Origin of the sequence: Paenibacillus sp. P32E (assembly GCF_001909085.1) — a bacterium.
Lineage (GTDB): Bacteria > Bacillota > Bacilli > Paenibacillales > Paenibacillaceae > Paenibacillus_AQ > Paenibacillus_AQ helianthi.
The window spans coordinates 176,295-193,972 of sequence record NZ_LVYY01000024.1 but is presented as its reverse complement, the minus strand read 5'-3'; the positions used below and the strand labels follow the sequence as shown (position 1 = coordinate 193,972).

The following is a 17,678-nucleotide window of genomic DNA, read 5'->3' as shown; positions in this document are numbered from 1 at the left end:
ACGCAAGCAGAAGCGGATACCGATCATAAATGGATGGCATCCGCTTCAATAAGAAATATTAGGTTATCCCGCCCGGCCTGGATAATCTGTTTTATCCAATTTCTCCGTTTTTCCGAAATAAGCCAGAAACAAACCGGCAAATTCAGGATCCCACTGGGTACCTCTTCCCTGTTCCAGAATAGCCAATGCCCGCTCATGATTTATCCCTTTGCGGTAGGGCCTGTCAGAGGTCATGGCATCATAAGCATCAGCCACGGCTATAATCCGGCCATGCAGCGGAATAGCTGTTCCGGCCAAGCCGTCCGGATATCCCTTGCCGTCATAACGTTCATGATGCGAGCGAACCCCGCCCAGGTAAGGCGCCATCTTTTCCACAGGCTCAATCTGTCGCAGAATATTCTCTCCAAGCACGGGATGGCTCTTGATCTGGTCAAATTCCTCATCGGTCAGAGCCTCCTCCTTAAAGAGCACGCTGTCCCGTACACCGATTTTGCCGATATCATGCAGCAGGGCAGACTTGCGCAAATTATCCAGCTTCTGCCCGGTGAGCCCCGCGAGCTGGCCAATAATTACCGAATATTCCGCCACCCGCAGCGAGTGCCCGGCAGTGTACGGATCCCGGGCATCCAGCGCTACGGCAAGGGTGGTGAAATAGCTGTCGAGCAATTGCCTGCTCTGACGCTCCCGGGCCTGCAGACCTCGGACCATCATATTAAAGCCGGCCACAAGCTTCGAGAATTCATCGGAGTATTCATCCTGCATCTGCAGCAGCTGCCCGTCTTTGATATGGTTCATCGCTTGGTATAACTCGTTAATGGGATGCTGCACACTTCGGGTTAGAAGCCAAGCCGCTATGGAAGAAAAAAGGGTACCGATCATCAGCATAAGCCCCGCCCACTCCCAATAGTTCTGCATGCCCTCCACTAATCCGCTCCCCAGCGTTTCCATCCTGATCTGGGTTGCCATAATAAATAGAATGAGCGGGAAAGTACCGATCAGCATACAAGTGACGAGAAATTTGGGGCGGATAGGCACAAACACATGGCCTTCCAGAGAAAAATCAACCATATATAAGGTCAATGCCCGGTTTCTGAATTCTTTAATCAGCGGAATGATCGCCGAGGCGGTCAGAAAAAACTCAATCAACGCATGCATACTTGCCACCAGAATGGCCCCGGCGACTGCAAGCACTAGATAGAAGTAGGGTAAGCTGATTAATCCGGTGCGGATCAACCATAAGGTCAGGAGCGACGCTGGCAGAGACAGTCCGAGGAAATGCGGACCCAATATCCGCTGTACCGCAAGCTTCGGCAGCCGGTGAGTATGCAGATAAGCTTCTTCCAGCATATCCAGTGACGGTTTCCGCTCTCTAAGTGCCCTCCGGATGGGCCGCATTTGTCTGAGGAAGACGTTGATCTCCGTCACAGCCATAATGACGAACGAGATCAGCAATACGTAGAGCAGCCGCAAATACTCAGTTTGGCTTATTTCAAGTGAGGAGAGAAGGATCAGACTTCCCACCGCAAGCACGGCAACCACGGAGCCGAATATGTAGTTACGAATCTGCTTTTTCAAAAAAACTCCGTATAAATTCATCGGGTCCCCCGTTTCCAGCCTTCCTTTAAGCTCAAAGATTTGCATTTCTTGGCATTCCATGATATTATTATAGAATATTTGTTTGCAGTATACATTATCCCCATCAAGAAGATGTCAAGCCGATTCGTTGCCCATTTATCTATTATCGGCATTTTGGACACAAAATCTTACGTTTTCTTGCAGTACTCTTCCTTTTTATGAGATTAAATTCGAACATAGTTTTCCGATTCGCACTGGCGCGGCCGCGGAGCCGCAAGGACAAAAGAGAGGTAGGGCTTTTGTCGTTTTGGAAGGATTATTCTCGCCACACGGCTGCTGGAAATAACAAGGATCAAGACACCCGTTCTTCTCACGGACGGCGGGGGATTAAATATACGCAGAAGACATGGCTTCACTGCTTTCTTGTACATAGGATGCAGTTCCATGTGTGGAACATATTAGCGCCCGATAACCGCAGTTTGCGGATATCGGGCGCGTCTACGTTTCCGGGGCTTTTTTTCAAGGTTAATGGACGTAACGGGTCACAAAATCGGCTACTTTTGTTACATACGCTGCCTTGTCTGTGTCATACGCCAGGCCGTGTCCCGCACCATGGACTACAAGCTTGTCCTTGGGACTTCTGCATGCCCGATAGAGTTCATCCATCATATGGAAGGGCACGAACTTATCGGCATCGCCATGTATGAACAGTATCGGCACCCGGGCTTTGCGGACCTGCTTCAGCGCCGAAGCCTCTCCGAAGAAATACCCTGCCTTGATGCGGGTGATGAGGCTCGCCATATGTACAAAAGGAAAGCTCGGCAGATGGTACATCCGCCACAGCTGGTAAGACAGCTGCGCTTTGACAGAGGTATATCCGCAGTCAGCTACGATAACTTTTACCTGCGGCGGAAGCTCTTCTCCTGAAGTCATCATCACGGTTGCCCCGCCCATGGATATCCCGTGCAGCACAATCTGTGCCTCCGGCCCGTCCTCCGCTAGGATGTACCCGATCCACTTCAGATAATCCCGGCGCTCCGGCCAGCCGAATCCGATATAATCCCCCTTGCTGTCGCCATGTCCACGGGCATCGGGAATCAGCACATTATAGCCCATGGTCTCATAATAAATTTTGGCGCATGCTCCCATATCCTTGCCTTTACCGGAATATCCGTGAGCTATAATAGCGGTCCGCCCTGCGGCACGCTCTGATGGCAGATAATAACCTCGCAGCGTCAGCCCGTCATCTGATGTAATTTCAATATTTCTGAAGGTGTGACGGGATACCCACTCCGCCCCTTCCCCCCAGGATGCCCCGGCAACCGGCGGGTCTACCTTAAGGTCAGGAGTCTTGGCCAGAAACTCCTTCGGCGCCCGCTTGATCGCAACTCCATAAAAAAAGAATCCTACATAAGTCACACCACCAGCAATAATCAGCAAGGCGGCAATTATAATTACACTCCACATGTTTGTCACCTTTCTTCGATAAAATGGAATCCTGCTTCAGTGTGGCCTTAGCGCTACCCGATTTTCAGCATAGTATAACATGGCTCGGGACCAACTGGAAATGTAGCTGAATTTTGGCAAAATCCATAAAATGACCAAACAAAAGAACAGGACACCTCCATGGTGAAGGGGCCCTGTTCTTTTCACTTGTTATACTGCTGTAGTTATCTTTTTAACCCGCTAAAATATAGTATTCCATTATTTATAACAGTTGCATTTACTTTTACCGTTTGCGTTTATTGCTTCTTGCTGTTCTGCTGAGGAGCAAACCCAAGCCTGCTATTCCCAGACCAGCGATGTAATAAGGTGCCGGACTGGATTCCCCGGTCTGCGGCAGCTTGTCGGGTGTATCCACACTTCCCAAAGGAATCTCATCATCTAGTATCACTTCATCCCCAGACTTCGGTGTTACTGTTGCTGACGGAGCAGGGGCAGGAGCTGGTGTAGGCTGGAGTGATGCTGTCGGCTGAGATGGAGCGAGCGTTGCCACCGGCCCCAAAGGTAATGGATCATCATTGATTACCGTATCATCTACAATCGTACCGATTATCGTTGTTGGCGTTGGTGTTGGCACAGTTACCGGCACGAAAATGACAGTAGTGTTTGACGTTGGTGTCGGTGTTACTACGCTTGTAGGTGTAGGCGACGGGGTCACCACCGGTGTTGGTGATGTTGACGCGCTTGGTGTTGGTGACGTCGACGCGCTCGGCGTTGGTGACGTCGATGTGCTTGGTATTGGTGACGTCGACGTGCTCGGCGTTGGCGACGTCGATGCGCTTGGTGTTGGTGACGCGCTTGGTGGCGCTGTCGGCGTTGGCGTTGCCGATGCACTTGGTGTTGGTGACGCGCTTGGTGTTGGTGACGCGCTTGGTGGCGCTGTCGGCGTTGCCGATGCACTTGGTGTTGGTGACGTCGACGCGCTCGGCGTTGGTGACGCGCTTGGTGTTGGTGACGTCGACGCGCTCGGCGTTGGTGATGTTGATGCGCTCGGCGTTGGTGACGTCGATGTGCTCGGCGTTGGTGACGCGCTTGGTGGCGCTGTCGGCGTTGGCGTTGCCGATGCACTCGGCGTTGGTGATGTCGATGCGCTTGGTGTTGGCGACGCGCTTGGCGGCGCTGTCGGCGTTGGCGTTGCCGATGCGCTTGGTGTTGGTGACGTCGACGCGCTCGGCGTTGGCGTTGCCGATGCACTCGGCGTTGGTGATGTCGATGCGCTCGGTGTTGGTGACGCGCTTGGTGGCGCTGTCGGCGTTGGCGACGTCGATGCGCTCGGCGTTGGCGACGTCGATGCGCTTGGTGTTGGTGACGTCGATGCGCTTGGCGTTGGTGACGTCGATGCGCTTGGCGTTGGCGATGTCGATGCGCTTGGTGTTGGTGACGTCGATGCGCTCGGTGTTGGTGATGTCGATGCGCTCGGCGTTGGCGATGTCGATGCGCTTGGTGTTGGTGATGTCGATGCGCTTGGTGTTGGTGACGTCGATGCGCTTGGTGTTGGTGTTGGCTTTATAGGTGGTTCCGACCCGTCATATGGATAGTGGTGCATCTGCACATAACCACTGAAAGCTTTTGCGATTAGAGTGCCGTGAAGTTCTGCATGATCATAAAAGACGCTGGCATGAGGAGCCAGTATGGTGCCTTCAATGGTTGTATTCCCAATATTCAAAGAAGCAGCTTCATAGAAATTGAACAGTACCTTACGGGGTTTGCCTCCCCAGAATTGAAAATTAGGAATCTTCACTGAGCTTCCGCTCACATTAATAACCACGGTGGCATCACCAGTTATATTGAACTGCAAGCCATTGGCATCAGCTAAATCTGCAGCGGCTAGATGAATGACATTATAGGAATCCGGAGCGTTAATGGTGATCTTCCCGTATTCTTTTACAAAAGGCTGTGTCTGCGGCAAAGCGGCTAGTTCATCCGAACGTTGTATCAAAAACTGTTCCTCGGCTGCAAAATCAATCGGGGTTCCCTTCCGGGGAGTTTCCTTAAGGTCTGCACGTGTGTTGGTTATACTGCCGCCATATACTGCTGCGCCATATATTGTACCGTCTGTTAGACTGAGATTCTTGCCTGCAACCAGCACATCCCCGCCAGGCGCATCCTTGGATACACCGTATCCTTGCAAAGTAATATTCCCTTCAGCCGCAAGCCTTCCATGAATCTGATCATAAGATTGCGTGAAATCCCCAAATATAAATGCGTTAAAATTGCCGGCAACGCCCAAAACAGGTGTAGGGGTATACGGCATATTGGCCGCTGCGCTAACGTTCCATCCCCAGGTAATCGTACTGCCCAATACCAACACCCCTGCCAGTAGCAGAGCTGCTGCCTTCTGTGTTCTTTTTTTCAATCGCATGCACCTCCTAGTAACTTATTCTATGATTTCGCCAAAAACATATAACAACAAAAAAACCGCCACGAAGGGTTAGCTTCACGGCGGCCGGACGATCATAGCCCCTGCTTGCGGGCATTAGATTCCTGACTTTGCGTCCTGTCCTTTCGAACAGTTTGCGTTTATACATGATGGTGTGTAATTTGGCGATTCTTATGTAGTCTATGACAATTGTTACTTTTGAACTAGTTCCATTTTATCCCTCAGATACCCCTATTGTCAATCTATTCCTTTAGTATTTTCCCAAGTGCTTGGCATACACAGATTATGGACAACCCCTTTATACATAAGGGATTATAGCTTTCACACACCATAGCTTCACTCTGGGATACGAATAGCATCAGATCTAAGAGTTACTCTTAAACGTCCCAAACCTGTATTTTATCCGTAATTTAAAATATTAAAAAATAGTATTTTTGAACTATACGAGTACTATTCTGCATACTTGCAATATAACAAAAGAACTGCCACGGAAACAACCGTAAGCAGTTCTTGATCCACCTCTATGTATGCTATATGCGCTCTCGTAATCAGACAATGCGAATATAGCTGATTGGTATGTTACAGCAGTTGAATCCAGCCAATCATCGACATCCATAACGGAATGCTCAAAAATAGACCAAATACCAAACCACGGCGGAGACTTCCTTCATGACTCATCATCATTCTCCTCTTTGGGGTGCTTTATTTTCTTACGCTTTAATCTTTAATATTTCAATTTTAATATATAATAATTCTTCGGATTTTATTGTGAAAAATATCACATTTATTCCTCTTGTATAAAAATACTTAGGGTCATCCAAACAAAATAAAAAAACGGGCCTCGCCATGGGAGTTGGCAGGACCCTGTAAGCTATCTATAAACACTGGGGAGTGTCTGGTACATTCAATATATATCCTTAACCTGAAAACAAGCTTATAATTACATAAAGATTACATTAAAAGCTTCCAATAGCCCAGGGTTCCGAAAAAAACGACCAGTGCCACGGGAAAGATAATTTTCCGGCTCGCCTTATCCTCGAACGAAAAATACAAACACAGCATACAAAGCCACGCAATAAGGAGACTTCCCATTTCCTATGCATACGCCCTTTCTTATCATCCTGATGATCACGCGGGGTTCACTTGGCTGCACCAACGGCCTTATAAGAAGATTACCCGCGAGTCAGCCGGTTCATACCCAATAATGGCTTGGGCTGCTAAATAAATTTTCCGATTATGCCAAAAGGTTGTACAGCCCCAGCGGGTCACTGCTCTCCCTCCAGCACAGGGTGTTCCCAGAAGCTCAGCCTGCCTTTTGCGGGAATCGGATGGGCAAGCGCCGTTACCTCTTCCAGCTTCCAGGCATAGCGCCCTTGTGAATAATCGCCAAAAGCAAATTCATTGCCACCCGGCCAGCCCGCTCCGGCATCCTCATTCGTCACCTGGTAGCAGTCGGCCAGACGGCTTGTAGCGATAATGGCTCCGAGAGGAAGGTTGTCCGCACTGTATCCATGCCGTGCCAAAGCCGACTGGATCAGCTCCTGCCTGCAGGCGGATTTGTCGATCCCCATCCCGGCATGAATAGCCAGTTCACCACGGTATGCCGTTTTCCAGGAACGGGTCTCGAACTGCTTTTCCTTAAGAGCAATTAAGGTCGCCCAAGGCTGCCGGACCGTGAGACATTTCATCTTGTGCCTATTCCCCTCTCCAGAAGAGCAAAAAACGCAGCCTCCCGAACATCCGGAAAGCCGCGCCGCCTATTGTTTATCGGGATGCCGGCGAAGGGGCATGAAGCCCCTGCCTGCGCATTGTGTGTGCTTTCTACTACTGTATTGTATGACTCTATGAGGTTCTATGCAACTTTTACTAACTTTATTGGTAAAACAAATAATGGATGAACCCCCGAGCCACCCACGCATATGGATTAATAATTACTCTGAATATGGAAAGGACGAGCGAAAGAGGTTCACTTATACCTATATCCACTCCGCCCCAGCCGGGTTGAGAAGAGGGCTTGGAATCATCAAGTCCATACTTTTCTATCAGCTTTTCTTGGATGCCGCTGTCTGCAGTTATCGTTCCACTATCCGCCGCATGGGCAGCTCCAGGCTGTAGAAGCATTACGAAGACCACAAGCAGACTTGTAAAAATTAGTATGTATTTACGCCACATATACCGTTTCCCCGTTTCCGTTCTATTTTTTCGAAGGCTTCTCCATTATTGAGATCTCACCTGATGAATAATCCAGAAAATATGCTGTTTGTGATTTTAAGTTGTAGTACAAAAATTTCGTGGCACCATTTTTAGGCCAGTCCTGTTTTTTTAAAAGTATAGCTCCTTCTTGAGAAAACAAGGACCATGTGTGTTCTAGTAAATCCCCTACAAATACTTGACCGTTAATTAATTCTGTTTTCCACCCGGAAATGTCGCCATCCTGTTTAAAAACTTCTTTTATAGAAGCAGTTTCCTTTGTAGTGGATTTATTGATTAAACGAAATACCTTTTGAGAGTCATTGGCTGAGGGACGGATTACATTTCCCGGTATTGCCTGATAGGTATAAGAGGATAATGCTGCAAGGTAATTACCGCTAGTTTTAATTAAAAAATCAGAATTAAAGTCCTTGAGTGAAGTTTCATTCTTTGAATAAAGATTGACCATTTTAACGAAATAATCATCCCTCATTATACCTTGCGCATGGTACTTAATGGCCAAATTAGGATACCCCTCAAATTCCCAATCCATTACTGATACACTTTCATATCCCATATCAACGATCTTTGCGTTGTAGCTCACACTTGGTTTAGTCCACGGGTATTGATACAGGCTAAAGGAATTATTAGATTGAACCATTATTCGTTCGTTTGTTGTGCCTGTAGGAGCTACCCATCTGATTTTATCTCCCGCATTTTCAAGAGCGATCTCAGTCTTGCTAATAAGATTTCCGTTAAAAGAGAATACTGTTTTTGAAATTTTATTTCCGTTCCCCTTTTGAAGCAGCACTATTTTTTGAGGATTTTTTATAACCTTTACATCTAGGATCGTATTTGAACCATCCGAAATATTTGTGGTTATCTTTGTCTGTAAATCAACTATATCTGCTTTATTATTAATATAGTCAACCAGTGTTACTACATTTTCGCTAACATAGACCACATCCGTACGGTCGTTACTTGGCGGTAACTCAGTGGGACGGGCATAGGACTGATCAGCAGATACCATTAATCCTATAGTCATAGCGAAAATAACAAAAATTCTCTTTACCACAGAGAAATCCTCCTATTTACACAATTTAACATCCTCTTACATGACGCTAAAATAAAGAAAAAGTTGCAGAAAAGTAAATTTTTTCTGCAACACAATTATAAATATAGAAGCTCCCCTAAGTGAGTACTACCGTTATGGCTCTCTGGGAGATTAATCGGCCTTTTGTTTTAAATACTCATCTAGATACCTTTGGTGAAAACCATCTGTAGGATGTAAACCTAGAATTTCATATTTCCAGATTGTACGCTGTTGTAGAATACTATGGCTATATATCAACTCATTTTTGGTAGTGGATGTAAAGTAGAAATAAACTATTCTTGAACCAGGTAATATCTCAGCATAGAGATGAATTTCGTCCCACGCATCAGGGATAATCCCTACAAGTTTATTACCTATAAGTTGATATAAATCTTCACTTTTCACAGATGTATTAACTCCAATTTGATTATATATAGTTATAGTAGTGGATTTACCATAAAAAAAAAAAAAAACGCAGCCCCCCGAAATCCCGGAAAACCGCGTCATGATTGAGTTATTAAGGATGCTGGTGAAGGGAATTGAACCCCCGGCCTACGCATTACGAGTGCGTTGCTCTACCCCTGAGCTACACCAGCTTAAAGCTTTTTTTCTGTCAAACAAAATACATTATACCCCGTCTGGGGAAAAACGCAACCCATTCTTTCACAGTGCTGCGCCCGTGATTTATACAGGACCCGCGCTGCGTAGGGGAATCGAGTCCCTCAAAGTTATCCCAGCATTCCCCGTCTGCGGAAGTAATCCAGCGCCAGCCTTGCACTCTCCAGAGAGGACGAAGCAAAGACCTCCTGCTCCACAATATAGTGCCGAATACCGGCGTCATCCGCAGCCTTGAAGACACTCTCGAAGTCCACCTGGCCCTTTCCAAGATCGGTTTCTTCATGGCCCGCGCCAAAATCCTTGATATGGACCAGCGGAACGCGCCCGGCGTAACGGGATACATATTCTGCCGGTACGGCACCGCCTACATGCACCCACCCCAAATCAAACTCAGCCACCATATCTCCAGCCGGAATCCGCTCCAGCCAGATGTCGATCACAGCCTGCCCGTTGAGCTGCTTGAACTCAAAGTCATGGTTATGATAGCCGTACTTCAGACCCGCCGCCCGCACAAGTTCAGAGGCCTTTTCAAAGAAAGGCACCAGTGCAAGCACATCGTCCAGTGCCGGATGCTGCGGAAGCGGTGCCGAAGGCGTGATGATATACTCCAGCCCCACCTCCCGGGCATATTCAATCTCTCTGGATAACGCCGATTGCATCTTCTCCAGGCTGCTGAAATCCAGTCCGACATGTGCCGAAGGAGCCGCCAGCCCCAGCTCATCCAGCGTTCTGCGCAGTTCGGCAGCCGATACGCCGAAATAACCGGCAAATTCCACCGACTTGTATCCGATCTCCGCCACATTGCGCAGTGTGCCCAGAAAATCCTTTTCGGCCATATCCCGTAGTGTATACATCTGTATCCCGACCTGCTGATTCATTGCCGCCATAGAGGACACGCTCCTTGTCTGCTGTAATTATTCAGAACTATTCCGCCTGCAGCTTGCGCTCCACCGATTCCAGCTTGCTGCGGCTTGTGGAGGGCTTGTCGCGCCGGTCATCAATCTTGAGTGAGGTGGACACCCTTTGCGCTCCGGCAGTAAAAGGGGACTCGTGCAATGCTTCGACGGCCGCCAGAATCCGCGCCAGCGGTCCCTCGATAATTGTGCCCATGGATGTCAGCTCGTAAGTTATACCTTCCACTGTCTCCAGCACGCGCTGCATATCCGCAACATAGCTGCTGAGGCTGGTGCTGCCTGTTCCGATCGGAATTACGGTTACTTCGCCAATAGCCATTCGAAACCCCTCCTACTATAAAATATAAAAAAATCCGGTATATAAGTCTCCAGTTCCCTCTATTGTAGCAACTCCCGCCTCCCCCCACAAATCACCCCTAATATGGGGACAATTTATGAACTAGAATCGGAAAAATTTACACACAAGTTGTGGATTACCTGTGGACGAACTGTGGACGAATGCCGGGATATCTGTGGATGGGCTGTGGATCATCTGTGAGTAAATCGGCTGAATCCGCCCCCAGCGCGGGCTCGCAAAAAAATGTTTACAAACACAAGATATTGGGTTATTTTTATCTAACGACAACAAAATATAGTGGAAACAGGTGCTTTACTCTCTCAAGAGAGTTGAAGCTTAATAGGGAAGCGCGGTGCAAATCCGCTGTGGTCCCGCCACTGTAACCGGATGTTCCGCAGGCTTCCACAAGCCCCTGCGGAACAGTATCTGGAGGCTCACGCCACTGAGGGTATTCCCCCTTGGGAAGGTGCCTCCAAGATTCACCGGAAGCCAGGAGACCTGCCTGTTTCCGGGCACCATCATTTACGCCTGCGAGGAACAGGAGAGGTGTCCGCATGCGGCCTGCACAAGCAGATTTAGCCTTCCCCCAGGATGGGAAGCAAAGGCTGCCGATACCTGAATGCGATAAGCCTTATCGCGCTCAGGTATCGGCTTCTGCGGGAAAGCTTCTTTCCATGGAGACCATCCGTAAATATCCGGTTTCGGTTATTTGCGTTACGCATCCGGGCATTTTCCGCCGTCCTCGGCGGAAGATGCTCTTTTTACTGAGTTAAGGGGTGTCTTATTACAATTAGAACGTTTTTTATATACCGAGAGGAGAGGGCTATACAATGACGCTGCTGGAGAAACGGTACAACGGTGGACAAGCTGCACAGGAGGATCTATTAGAGGAAGTCATCCATTTGGGGCGCGATATTATCGACAGCCGGGATTTGGATCTGCTGCGCGAGAATGCCAATTTGAACGGAGAGAGCTTCTCCGGCAAAATGAGCAAGTTCGGCAGTGAGTATTCCAAGTGGTATGCCCGCAACTTCACAATGCCGCCGCAACTGGTACAGGCTACCCTTGATAACGTAGTGTATGTCCATGATCTGGACCAATACGCGATCGGAACCACCAACTGCATCTTCATCCCGTTTGAACGGCTTCTCCGCGAAGGCTTCAACACCGGCAACGGCAGCGTGCGTCCTCCCAACTCGATCATGACTGCAATGTCGCTCGTAGCAATTATTTTCCAGTCTCAGCAAAATGCCCAATACGGCGGCGTATCCGCCAACAAGCTGGATTATGACCTGGCCCCTTATGTGACCAAGTCCTTTGCCAAGCTGTTCCGCAAGGGACTCGAATATTTCGAAGAAGGACAAGCCGGTGAGCATCTTGGCGAAGTCACTATGAGCCGCAGCGATCTGGCAGAGCTGTATCCGCGGGCCTTCCGCTTTGCATTAAAAGAAACAGAGAGCGAAACGCTGCAGGCAGCAGAGAGCATGATACATAACCTGAATACGATGTCCAGCCGCTCGGGCGGCCAGATTCCTTTTACCAGCATCAACTACGGCACATGCACCTCGCCGGAAGGCCAGCTCGTGATCAGCTCGCTGCTGACCGCAACGATGAACGGACTCGGCAGCGGCGAAACGCCGGTATTTCCGATCCAGATCTTCAAATGCAAGCAGGGCGTGAACCAGCAGCAGGGCGATCCGAACTATCACTTGTTCCTCAAAGCTGCCGAATGCTCTGCCCGCAGACTGTACCCGAACTTCGCCAATCTGGATGCGCCGCTCAACATGCAATATTATGATCCGGCCGACCCGGATACTGAATTTGCAACCATGGGCTGCCGCACTCGGGTGCTGGGCGACCGTTTCGGACGCAACCACTGCTCCGGCAAAGGCAACCTGTCCTTCAATACGCTCAATCTCGTGCGGTTGGGACTGGCTTACGGAACTGCCACAGGACGCCGGCTTGCCGCCGACGAGAAAGGCTTCTATGACGATTTGAACCATTACATGGACATCGCTCTGGATGGGCTGCTCCACCGCTTCCGCATCCAGGCTTCCCAGAAGGCTAAAGCCTCTGACTTCATGATGCGCGAAGGCGTCTGGGAAGGCGGCCAGGACCTGGCTCCCGAGGATTCGGTTGGCGAACTGCTGAAGCACGGCAGTCTGTCGATTGGCTTCATCGGCATGGCCGAGTGCATGAAGGCCATGTACGGTAAGCATCACGGCGAGGACATGGAGATCCATGCCAAGGCGCTCGCTATTGTCCGCCACATGCGGGAATACTGCGACCGTAAGAGCGAGGAACTGAACCTCAACATCACCCTGTTCGCCACACCTGCTGAAGGGCTGTCCGGCAAGTTCACCAAGGTGGACCGTAAAGTACTGGGCTCCATTCCGGGCATCACCGACCGCGAATACTATACGAACTCTTTCCACATCCCGGTCTACCATGAGCTGAGCGCTGCGCAGAAAATCAGCCTGGAAGCACCGTTCCATGAATACTGCAATGCGGGTGCAATCTCTTATGTGGAGCTGAATGGTAATGCTCGCAGCAACCCGGCAGCTTTTGTCAAGATTATCCGTTACGCGCTGGAACAGCAAGTCAGCTATTTCAGCATCAACCATCCGGTGGACCGCTGCTCAAACTGCGGCTACGAAGGCGTGATTGGCACCAATTGCCCTTCCTGCGACGCGCATGAGAACGATGTGCATATCCGCCGTCTGCGCCGGGTAACCGGCTACCTGACCGGCGACTATCAGACCCGCTTCAATGCCGCCAAGCAAGCCGAAGTAAGGGACCGCGTTAAGCACCTATGAACATATGCGGCTACTACCCGGAATCGATCAATGAAGGAGAAGGCATGCGGGCCGTCCTTTTCCTCAGCGGCTGCCGTCACCGCTGCCCGGGCTGCTTCAATCCCAAGACCTGGAACTTCAATTTCGGCGAGCCGTTCACACGGGAGCGCCAACGGGAGATCATTGCCGAAATAGCCGCGAATCCGCTGCTGGACGGACTGACACTGGCAGGCGGCGACCCTTTTTTCTCGGCAGAGGAGGCTGCGGGCTTCATTCTGGAGCTGCGCAGCGTGCTGCCGGAGTATCCCGTCTGGATTTACACCGGCTATACCTATGAAGAGCTTACAGCGACACCCGGCTCACCCGAATGGAACCTGCTGGCCTCGTGCCAGGTCGTGATCGACGGACGTTTTGTGGAAGAACTCAAAGACACTACCCTTCCCTACCGGGGAAGCAGCAACCAGCGCATTATTGATATTCAGGCCAGTCTCGCCGGTACGGAAATCGTACATTGGGAGCCGGCTGCCTTATAAATTCAGTTAACTTTCAAAGAGCAGGCCAAGCCTCGGGGCGGGCCGCTCTCTGCGCTTATATACTTCAATTTGTGATATTGAAAATTAAACCCAAAAATGAAAGGATGGTTAAACTTATGCCACAGCTCGTAGTGAAACCCGATAACCGCCAACTGGCTTTTGATGAAATCCGCATTTCCGTGTACGCCGACCGTATCCTGAACGGCCTGGATCAATTAAGCAAGGAAACTCTGATCCGCGGAGTGCAGTCCAAGCTGCGCCGTGATGAGGTCAGCGGAGAAGAGATCAGCAATGCTTTTACGATGAGTGCCCTTGAACTGGTTACCAAAGAGGAGCCGGACTGGAAGTTCGCTGCTGCGCGTTCACTGCTAACCTCCCTGTACAAAAAAGCTGCCGTCAACCGCCGCTACAAAGCATACCCGGAAGAGCCTTACGGCGAGCTGTACCCGCTGATTACCGATCTCGTGAAGAAGGGCATCTACCGTGAAGAACTGCTGTCCCACTACACCAAGGAGCAGATTGAGGAACTGGGCAGCTGCATCGATTACACGCGCGACCTGCTGTTCGATTACATCGGCCTGCTGACCCTGTCGGACCGTTATCTGGCGCATGACTTTGACGGCCGCGTAATGGAGCTTCCACAGGAGCGTTATATGATTATCGCAATGTTCCTCATGCACACAGAGCCGGTAGAGAAACGGCTGGATCTGGTCAAAGAAGCCTACTGGGCCATGAGCAACATTTACATGACCGCTGCCACACCTACCATGTCCAATGCGGGTAAAAAGGTCGCCGGACAGCTCTCCAGCTGCTTCATCGACACCGTGGACGACTCGCTCGAAGGCATTTTCGACTCCAATACCGATGTGGCCCGCCTAAGTAAAATGGGCGGAGGCATCGGCGTCTACCTCGGCAAGGTGCGGGCCCGCGGGTCCGATATCCGCGGCCACAAGAACACCAGCTCCGGTGTCATTCCATGGATCCGCCAGCTGAACAATACTGCAGTCAGCGTAGACCAGCTTGGCACACGCAAAGGTGCCGTCGCCGTCTACCTTGATGTTTTCCATAAAGATATTCTTGCCTTCCTCGACCTGAAGCTGAACAACGGTGATGAGCGGATGCGTGCGCATGATGTGTTCCATGGCGTCTGCCTGCCGGACCTGTTCATGGAGGCTGTCGAAGCACGAGGCCACTGGAACCTCTTCTGCCCGCATGAAGTGAAGAAGGTGATGGGCTGGAAGGATGGCCGCGGTCGCGCGCTGGGCCTCGAGGATTTCTATGACGAGAAGCTTGGACAAGGTGCTTTCCGTGAAAAGTATGCCGAAGCCACTGCCAATCTGGAGCTGTCCCGCATCACGGTTCCGGCCATCGACATCATGAAGCGGATTATGAAATCGCAGCTGGAAACCGGCACCCCGTATATGTTCTACCGCGATACGGTGAACCGCTCCAATCCCAACCGGCACCAGGGGATGGTCTTCTCCTCCAACCTGTGCACGGAAATCATGCAGAATCAATCGGCAACCGTTATCGAGAGTGAAGAACTGGTTACCAAGGACGGCCAGACCCGGATCGTCATCTCGAAGGTTCCTGGAGACTTCGTAGTCTGCAACCTGAATTCCATCCACCTGGCCCGCGCGATTCCGGCCGGTGTGCTGGAGCGCCTGATACCGATTCAGGTTCGTATGCTCGATAATGTCATCGACATCAACAATATTGAAGTGCTGCAGGCACAGTACACGAACAGCCAATACCGCGCGGTGGGCCTCGGCACCTTCGGCCTGCATCACCTGCTGGCACTGAAGGGCATCCGCTGGGAATCCGACGAAGCCGTGGAATATAACAATCATCTATATGAACACATTAACTATCTGCTCGTGCGCTCCAGTATGGAGCTGGCTCGTGAGAAGGGCCGTTATCCGAAGTTTGCCGGTTCTGATTGGGAAACCGGCGCTTACTTCACCTCGCGCGGCTATACCAGCGGCGAGCAGGAAGGCAAATACGTGACAACAGAGCAGTGGCGCGAGCTGCAGCAGGAAGTGGCTGCCGACGGCGTGCGCAATGCCTGGATGTTCGCGATAGCCCCGAACGGCTCGACCTCGATCATTGCCGGGTCCACCGCCAGCATTGACCCGCTGTACGAGCTGCTCTCCTATGAGGAGAAGACCACCTATAAGATCGCCAACCCGGCACCGGATCTGTCCGAGAAGACGATCTGGTATTACAAAACGGCGTTCCTGATCGACCAGAACTGGTCGATCCGCATGGCCTCTGCCCGTCAGCGCCATGTCGATCAGGGCCAAAGCTTCAACTTGTATGTGACACCTGACATCAAGGCCACCGATTTCCTGAACCTGCATCTGAACGCCTGGAAGGGCGGACTGAAATCGACTTATTATGTGCGGAGCCGTGCCTTAACTATAGAAGAGTGCGAGTCTTGCGCGAGTTAAAGACTAACTTTAATAGGGGGCACTTGGAGTCACGGAGAGGAAGTTTGGAACTGTAGGAGCGTTAGCGTTCGCCTTTGTCTGCGGATTTCCACCGCGAACAGCGGTTTAAATCAAGAAATCTGCAGACAACAGCGGCCGGAAGTCCAAACATTCCTCGTAGTGGCGAATAAAGTGCCGGCTTTTAAAGTGACCAGATAGCCCCGCAAAATACAGGAGGGAAACAATAACATGCAACTGCAAAAGATTTTTAATACCGAAGCCCCGAACCAGTCTACACGGATCATCGACGGGGAATGTTCAGGGATACTGAACTGGAACGATATCCGCATGCCGCACATGTACAAGCTGTACAAGGTGCTGCTGCTGAACCACTGGATCGCCGATGAGATCCCGATGTCGAAGGATGCCCAGCAGTTCCCGCAGCTGGAAGCGGAAGAGCAGCGTGTGTTCAAGATTAACATCGCCCTGCTGGCGGTGCTGGATTCGATGCAAACGATGTTCGTCGGTGATGTAAAACGTTATTTTACCGACTCTTCACTGGAAGCTATTTCGGCGATCATCGGACAGCAGGAGGTTGTGCACAACCAGTCCTACTCTTACGTCCTCTCTTCCATTGTCTCGGACAGCGAGCAGAAGGAGATTTTTGAATACTGGAAACATGATCCGGTGCTGCTGGAACGCAACCAGTTCATCTCCGACATCTATCAGGAGTTCCGGGATGCGCCATCCAAGGAGACTTTTTTCCGGGCGATGGTGGCCGATCTGATTCTGGAGGGGATTTTCTTCTATAGTACCTTTGCCTTCTTCTACAACCTGGCCCGTGACCAGAAAATGATGGCGACCAGCCAGATGATCTCCTATATTCAGCGAGATGAGAATCAGCACTGCTACTTCTTCGCGGAAGTATTCAAGCAGCTGCTGGTGGATTTCCCTGAGCTGAACACCAAAGAAAATATGGATTACGTCTACCGTACCATTGACCGCGCTGTAGAGCTGGAGACCAATTGGGGCCACTACACGCTCACCAACGTACGCGGCATTGATATGAACGAGCTGAGCGACTACATCAAATACACCGCCAACAAGCGCCTGACGCTGATGGGTCTGGACAAAGCCTACACAGGCGTAGACGTCAACTGCATGCCATGGATCAAGCCATTCTCCGACGAAGCGCTGAACGCGACCAAAACCGACTTCTTCGAAGCCAAGTCCCGCAACTACGGCAAGGTTGGCGACGATAACGGGTTCGACGATTTGTAATAGCAGTCCGATTTCGGGATAAAAAGCGTT

Annotated in this window: 13 protein-coding genes, 1 tRNA gene and 2 riboswitches; of the genes, 4 read left to right on the top strand and 10 right to left on the bottom strand. The window is 50.5% G+C overall.

Translation table 11 applies throughout. The features are described 5' to 3' along the window. Window positions 1-63: 63 nt before the first annotated feature. The 10 genes from A3848_RS20645 to A3848_RS20595 all read right to left on the bottom strand — a co-directional run bounded on the left by A3848_RS20645 (window position 64) and on the right by A3848_RS20595 (window position 10,592). Window positions 64-1,656, bottom strand: a complete 1,593-nt coding sequence (locus tag A3848_RS20645; RefSeq protein WP_305953440.1) for an HD-GYP domain-containing protein — start codon at window positions 1,654-1,656, stop codon at window positions 64-66. A 444-nt stretch (window positions 1,657-2,100) separates the two neighbouring features. Then, window positions 2,101-3,042 carry an alpha/beta hydrolase gene (locus A3848_RS20640; RefSeq protein ID WP_074086730.1) on the bottom strand — a complete coding sequence of 314 codons (942 nt, stop codon included), beginning with the start codon at window positions 3,040-3,042 and terminating at the stop codon, window positions 2,101-2,103. Window positions 3,043-3,304: 262 nt separating this feature from the next. Further along, window positions 3,305-5,434: a choice-of-anchor A family protein gene (locus A3848_RS31855; protein ID WP_178382049.1), complete on the bottom strand. Its 2,130-nt coding sequence runs from the start codon at window positions 5,432-5,434 to the stop codon at window positions 3,305-3,307. Between the two features lie 82 nt (window positions 5,435-5,516). Beyond that, a riboswitch (cyclic di-GMP riboswitch) is annotated at window positions 5,517-5,607 on the bottom strand. A gap of 1,116 nt (window positions 5,608-6,723) precedes the next feature. After that, entirely contained in the window at window positions 6,724-7,146 is a 423-nt protein-coding gene (locus A3848_RS20625) for an ASCH domain-containing protein (RefSeq protein WP_074086728.1), read from the bottom strand. Between the two features lie 184 nt (window positions 7,147-7,330). After that, window positions 7,331-7,630, bottom strand: a complete 300-nt coding sequence (locus tag A3848_RS20620) for a hypothetical protein (protein WP_074086727.1) — start codon at window positions 7,628-7,630, stop codon at window positions 7,331-7,333. A 22-nt stretch (window positions 7,631-7,652) separates the two neighbouring features. Beyond that, window positions 7,653-8,723, bottom strand: a complete 1,071-nt coding sequence (locus tag A3848_RS20615) for a hypothetical protein (RefSeq protein WP_074086726.1) — start codon at window positions 8,721-8,723, stop codon at window positions 7,653-7,655. A 150-nt stretch (window positions 8,724-8,873) separates the two neighbouring features. Beyond that, window positions 8,874-9,146 carry an immunity protein YezG family protein gene (locus tag A3848_RS20610; protein ID WP_074086725.1) on the bottom strand — a complete coding sequence of 91 codons (273 nt, stop codon included), beginning with the start codon at window positions 9,144-9,146 and terminating at the stop codon, window positions 8,874-8,876. A gap of 119 nt (window positions 9,147-9,265) precedes the next feature. After that, window positions 9,266-9,337, bottom strand: a tRNA-Thr gene (locus A3848_RS20605). 132 nt (window positions 9,338-9,469) lie between these two features. After that, window positions 9,470-10,246: a sugar phosphate isomerase/epimerase family protein gene (locus A3848_RS20600; RefSeq protein ID WP_074086724.1), complete on the bottom strand. Its 777-nt coding sequence runs from the start codon at window positions 10,244-10,246 to the stop codon at window positions 9,470-9,472. Window positions 10,247-10,283: 37 nt separating this feature from the next. Further along, window positions 10,284-10,592, bottom strand: a complete 309-nt coding sequence (locus A3848_RS20595) for an MTH1187 family thiamine-binding protein (protein WP_074086723.1) — start codon at window positions 10,590-10,592, stop codon at window positions 10,284-10,286. A gap of 306 nt (window positions 10,593-10,898) precedes the next feature. After that, window positions 10,899-11,130, top strand: a riboswitch (cobalamin riboswitch). A 310-nt stretch (window positions 11,131-11,440) separates the two neighbouring features. Here A3848_RS20595 and A3848_RS20585 point away from each other — a divergent pair. The 4 genes from A3848_RS20585 to A3848_RS20570 all read left to right on the top strand — a co-directional run bounded on the left by A3848_RS20585 (window position 11,441) and on the right by A3848_RS20570 (window position 17,648). Further along, a complete protein-coding gene (locus tag A3848_RS20585; RefSeq protein ID WP_074086721.1) occupies window positions 11,441-13,426 on the top strand; it encodes an anaerobic ribonucleoside triphosphate reductase in 1,986 nt (661 codons plus the stop codon). Continuing rightward, window positions 13,423-13,938 carry an anaerobic ribonucleoside-triphosphate reductase activating protein gene (nrdG, locus tag A3848_RS20580; RefSeq protein WP_074086720.1) on the top strand — a complete coding sequence of 172 codons (516 nt, stop codon included), beginning with the start codon at window positions 13,423-13,425 and terminating at the stop codon, window positions 13,936-13,938. The genes A3848_RS20585 and nrdG overlap by 4 nt, the downstream gene beginning before the upstream one ends. A gap of 116 nt (window positions 13,939-14,054) precedes the next feature. Continuing rightward, complete coding sequence (locus tag A3848_RS20575; protein ID WP_074086719.1) at window positions 14,055-16,388, top strand: ribonucleoside-diphosphate reductase subunit alpha; 2,334 nt, start codon at window positions 14,055-14,057, stop codon at window positions 16,386-16,388. A gap of 228 nt (window positions 16,389-16,616) precedes the next feature. Continuing rightward, entirely contained in the window at window positions 16,617-17,648 is a 1,032-nt protein-coding gene (locus A3848_RS20570; protein WP_074086718.1) for a ribonucleotide-diphosphate reductase subunit beta, read from the top strand. Window positions 17,649-17,678 lie beyond the last annotated feature (30 nt).

What these genes read in the sequence shown, in the direction of transcription:
- A3848_RS20625 (WP_074086728.1), bottom strand. Translation starts at nt 7,146, where the DNA reads ATGAAATGTCTCACGGTCCGGCAGCCTTGGGCGACCTTAATTGCTCTT.
- A3848_RS20575 (WP_074086719.1), top strand. Translation starts at nt 14,055, where the DNA reads ATGCCACAGCTCGTAGTGAAACCCGATAACCGCCAACTGGCTTTTGAT.
- A3848_RS20595 (WP_074086723.1), bottom strand. Translation starts at nt 10,592, where the DNA reads ATGGCTATTGGCGAAGTAACCGTAATTCCGATCGGAACAGGCAGCACC.
- A3848_RS20570 (WP_074086718.1), top strand. Translation starts at nt 16,617, where the DNA reads ATGCAACTGCAAAAGATTTTTAATACCGAAGCCCCGAACCAGTCTACA.
- A3848_RS20645 (WP_305953440.1), bottom strand. Translation starts at nt 1,656, where the DNA reads ATGGAATGCCAAGAAATGCAAATCTTTGAGCTTAAAGGAAGGCTGGAA.
- A3848_RS20600 (WP_074086724.1), bottom strand. Translation starts at nt 10,246, where the DNA reads ATGGCGGCAATGAATCAGCAGGTCGGGATACAGATGTATACACTACGG.
- A3848_RS20640 (WP_074086730.1), bottom strand. Translation starts at nt 3,042, where the DNA reads ATGTGGAGTGTAATTATAATTGCCGCCTTGCTGATTATTGCTGGTGGT.
- nrdG (WP_074086720.1), top strand. Translation starts at nt 13,423, where the DNA reads ATGAACATATGCGGCTACTACCCGGAATCGATCAATGAAGGAGAAGGC.
- A3848_RS20585 (WP_074086721.1), top strand. Translation starts at nt 11,441, where the DNA reads ATGACGCTGCTGGAGAAACGGTACAACGGTGGACAAGCTGCACAGGAG.
- A3848_RS20620 (WP_074086727.1), bottom strand. Translation starts at nt 7,630, where the DNA reads ATGTGGCGTAAATACATACTAATTTTTACAAGTCTGCTTGTGGTCTTC.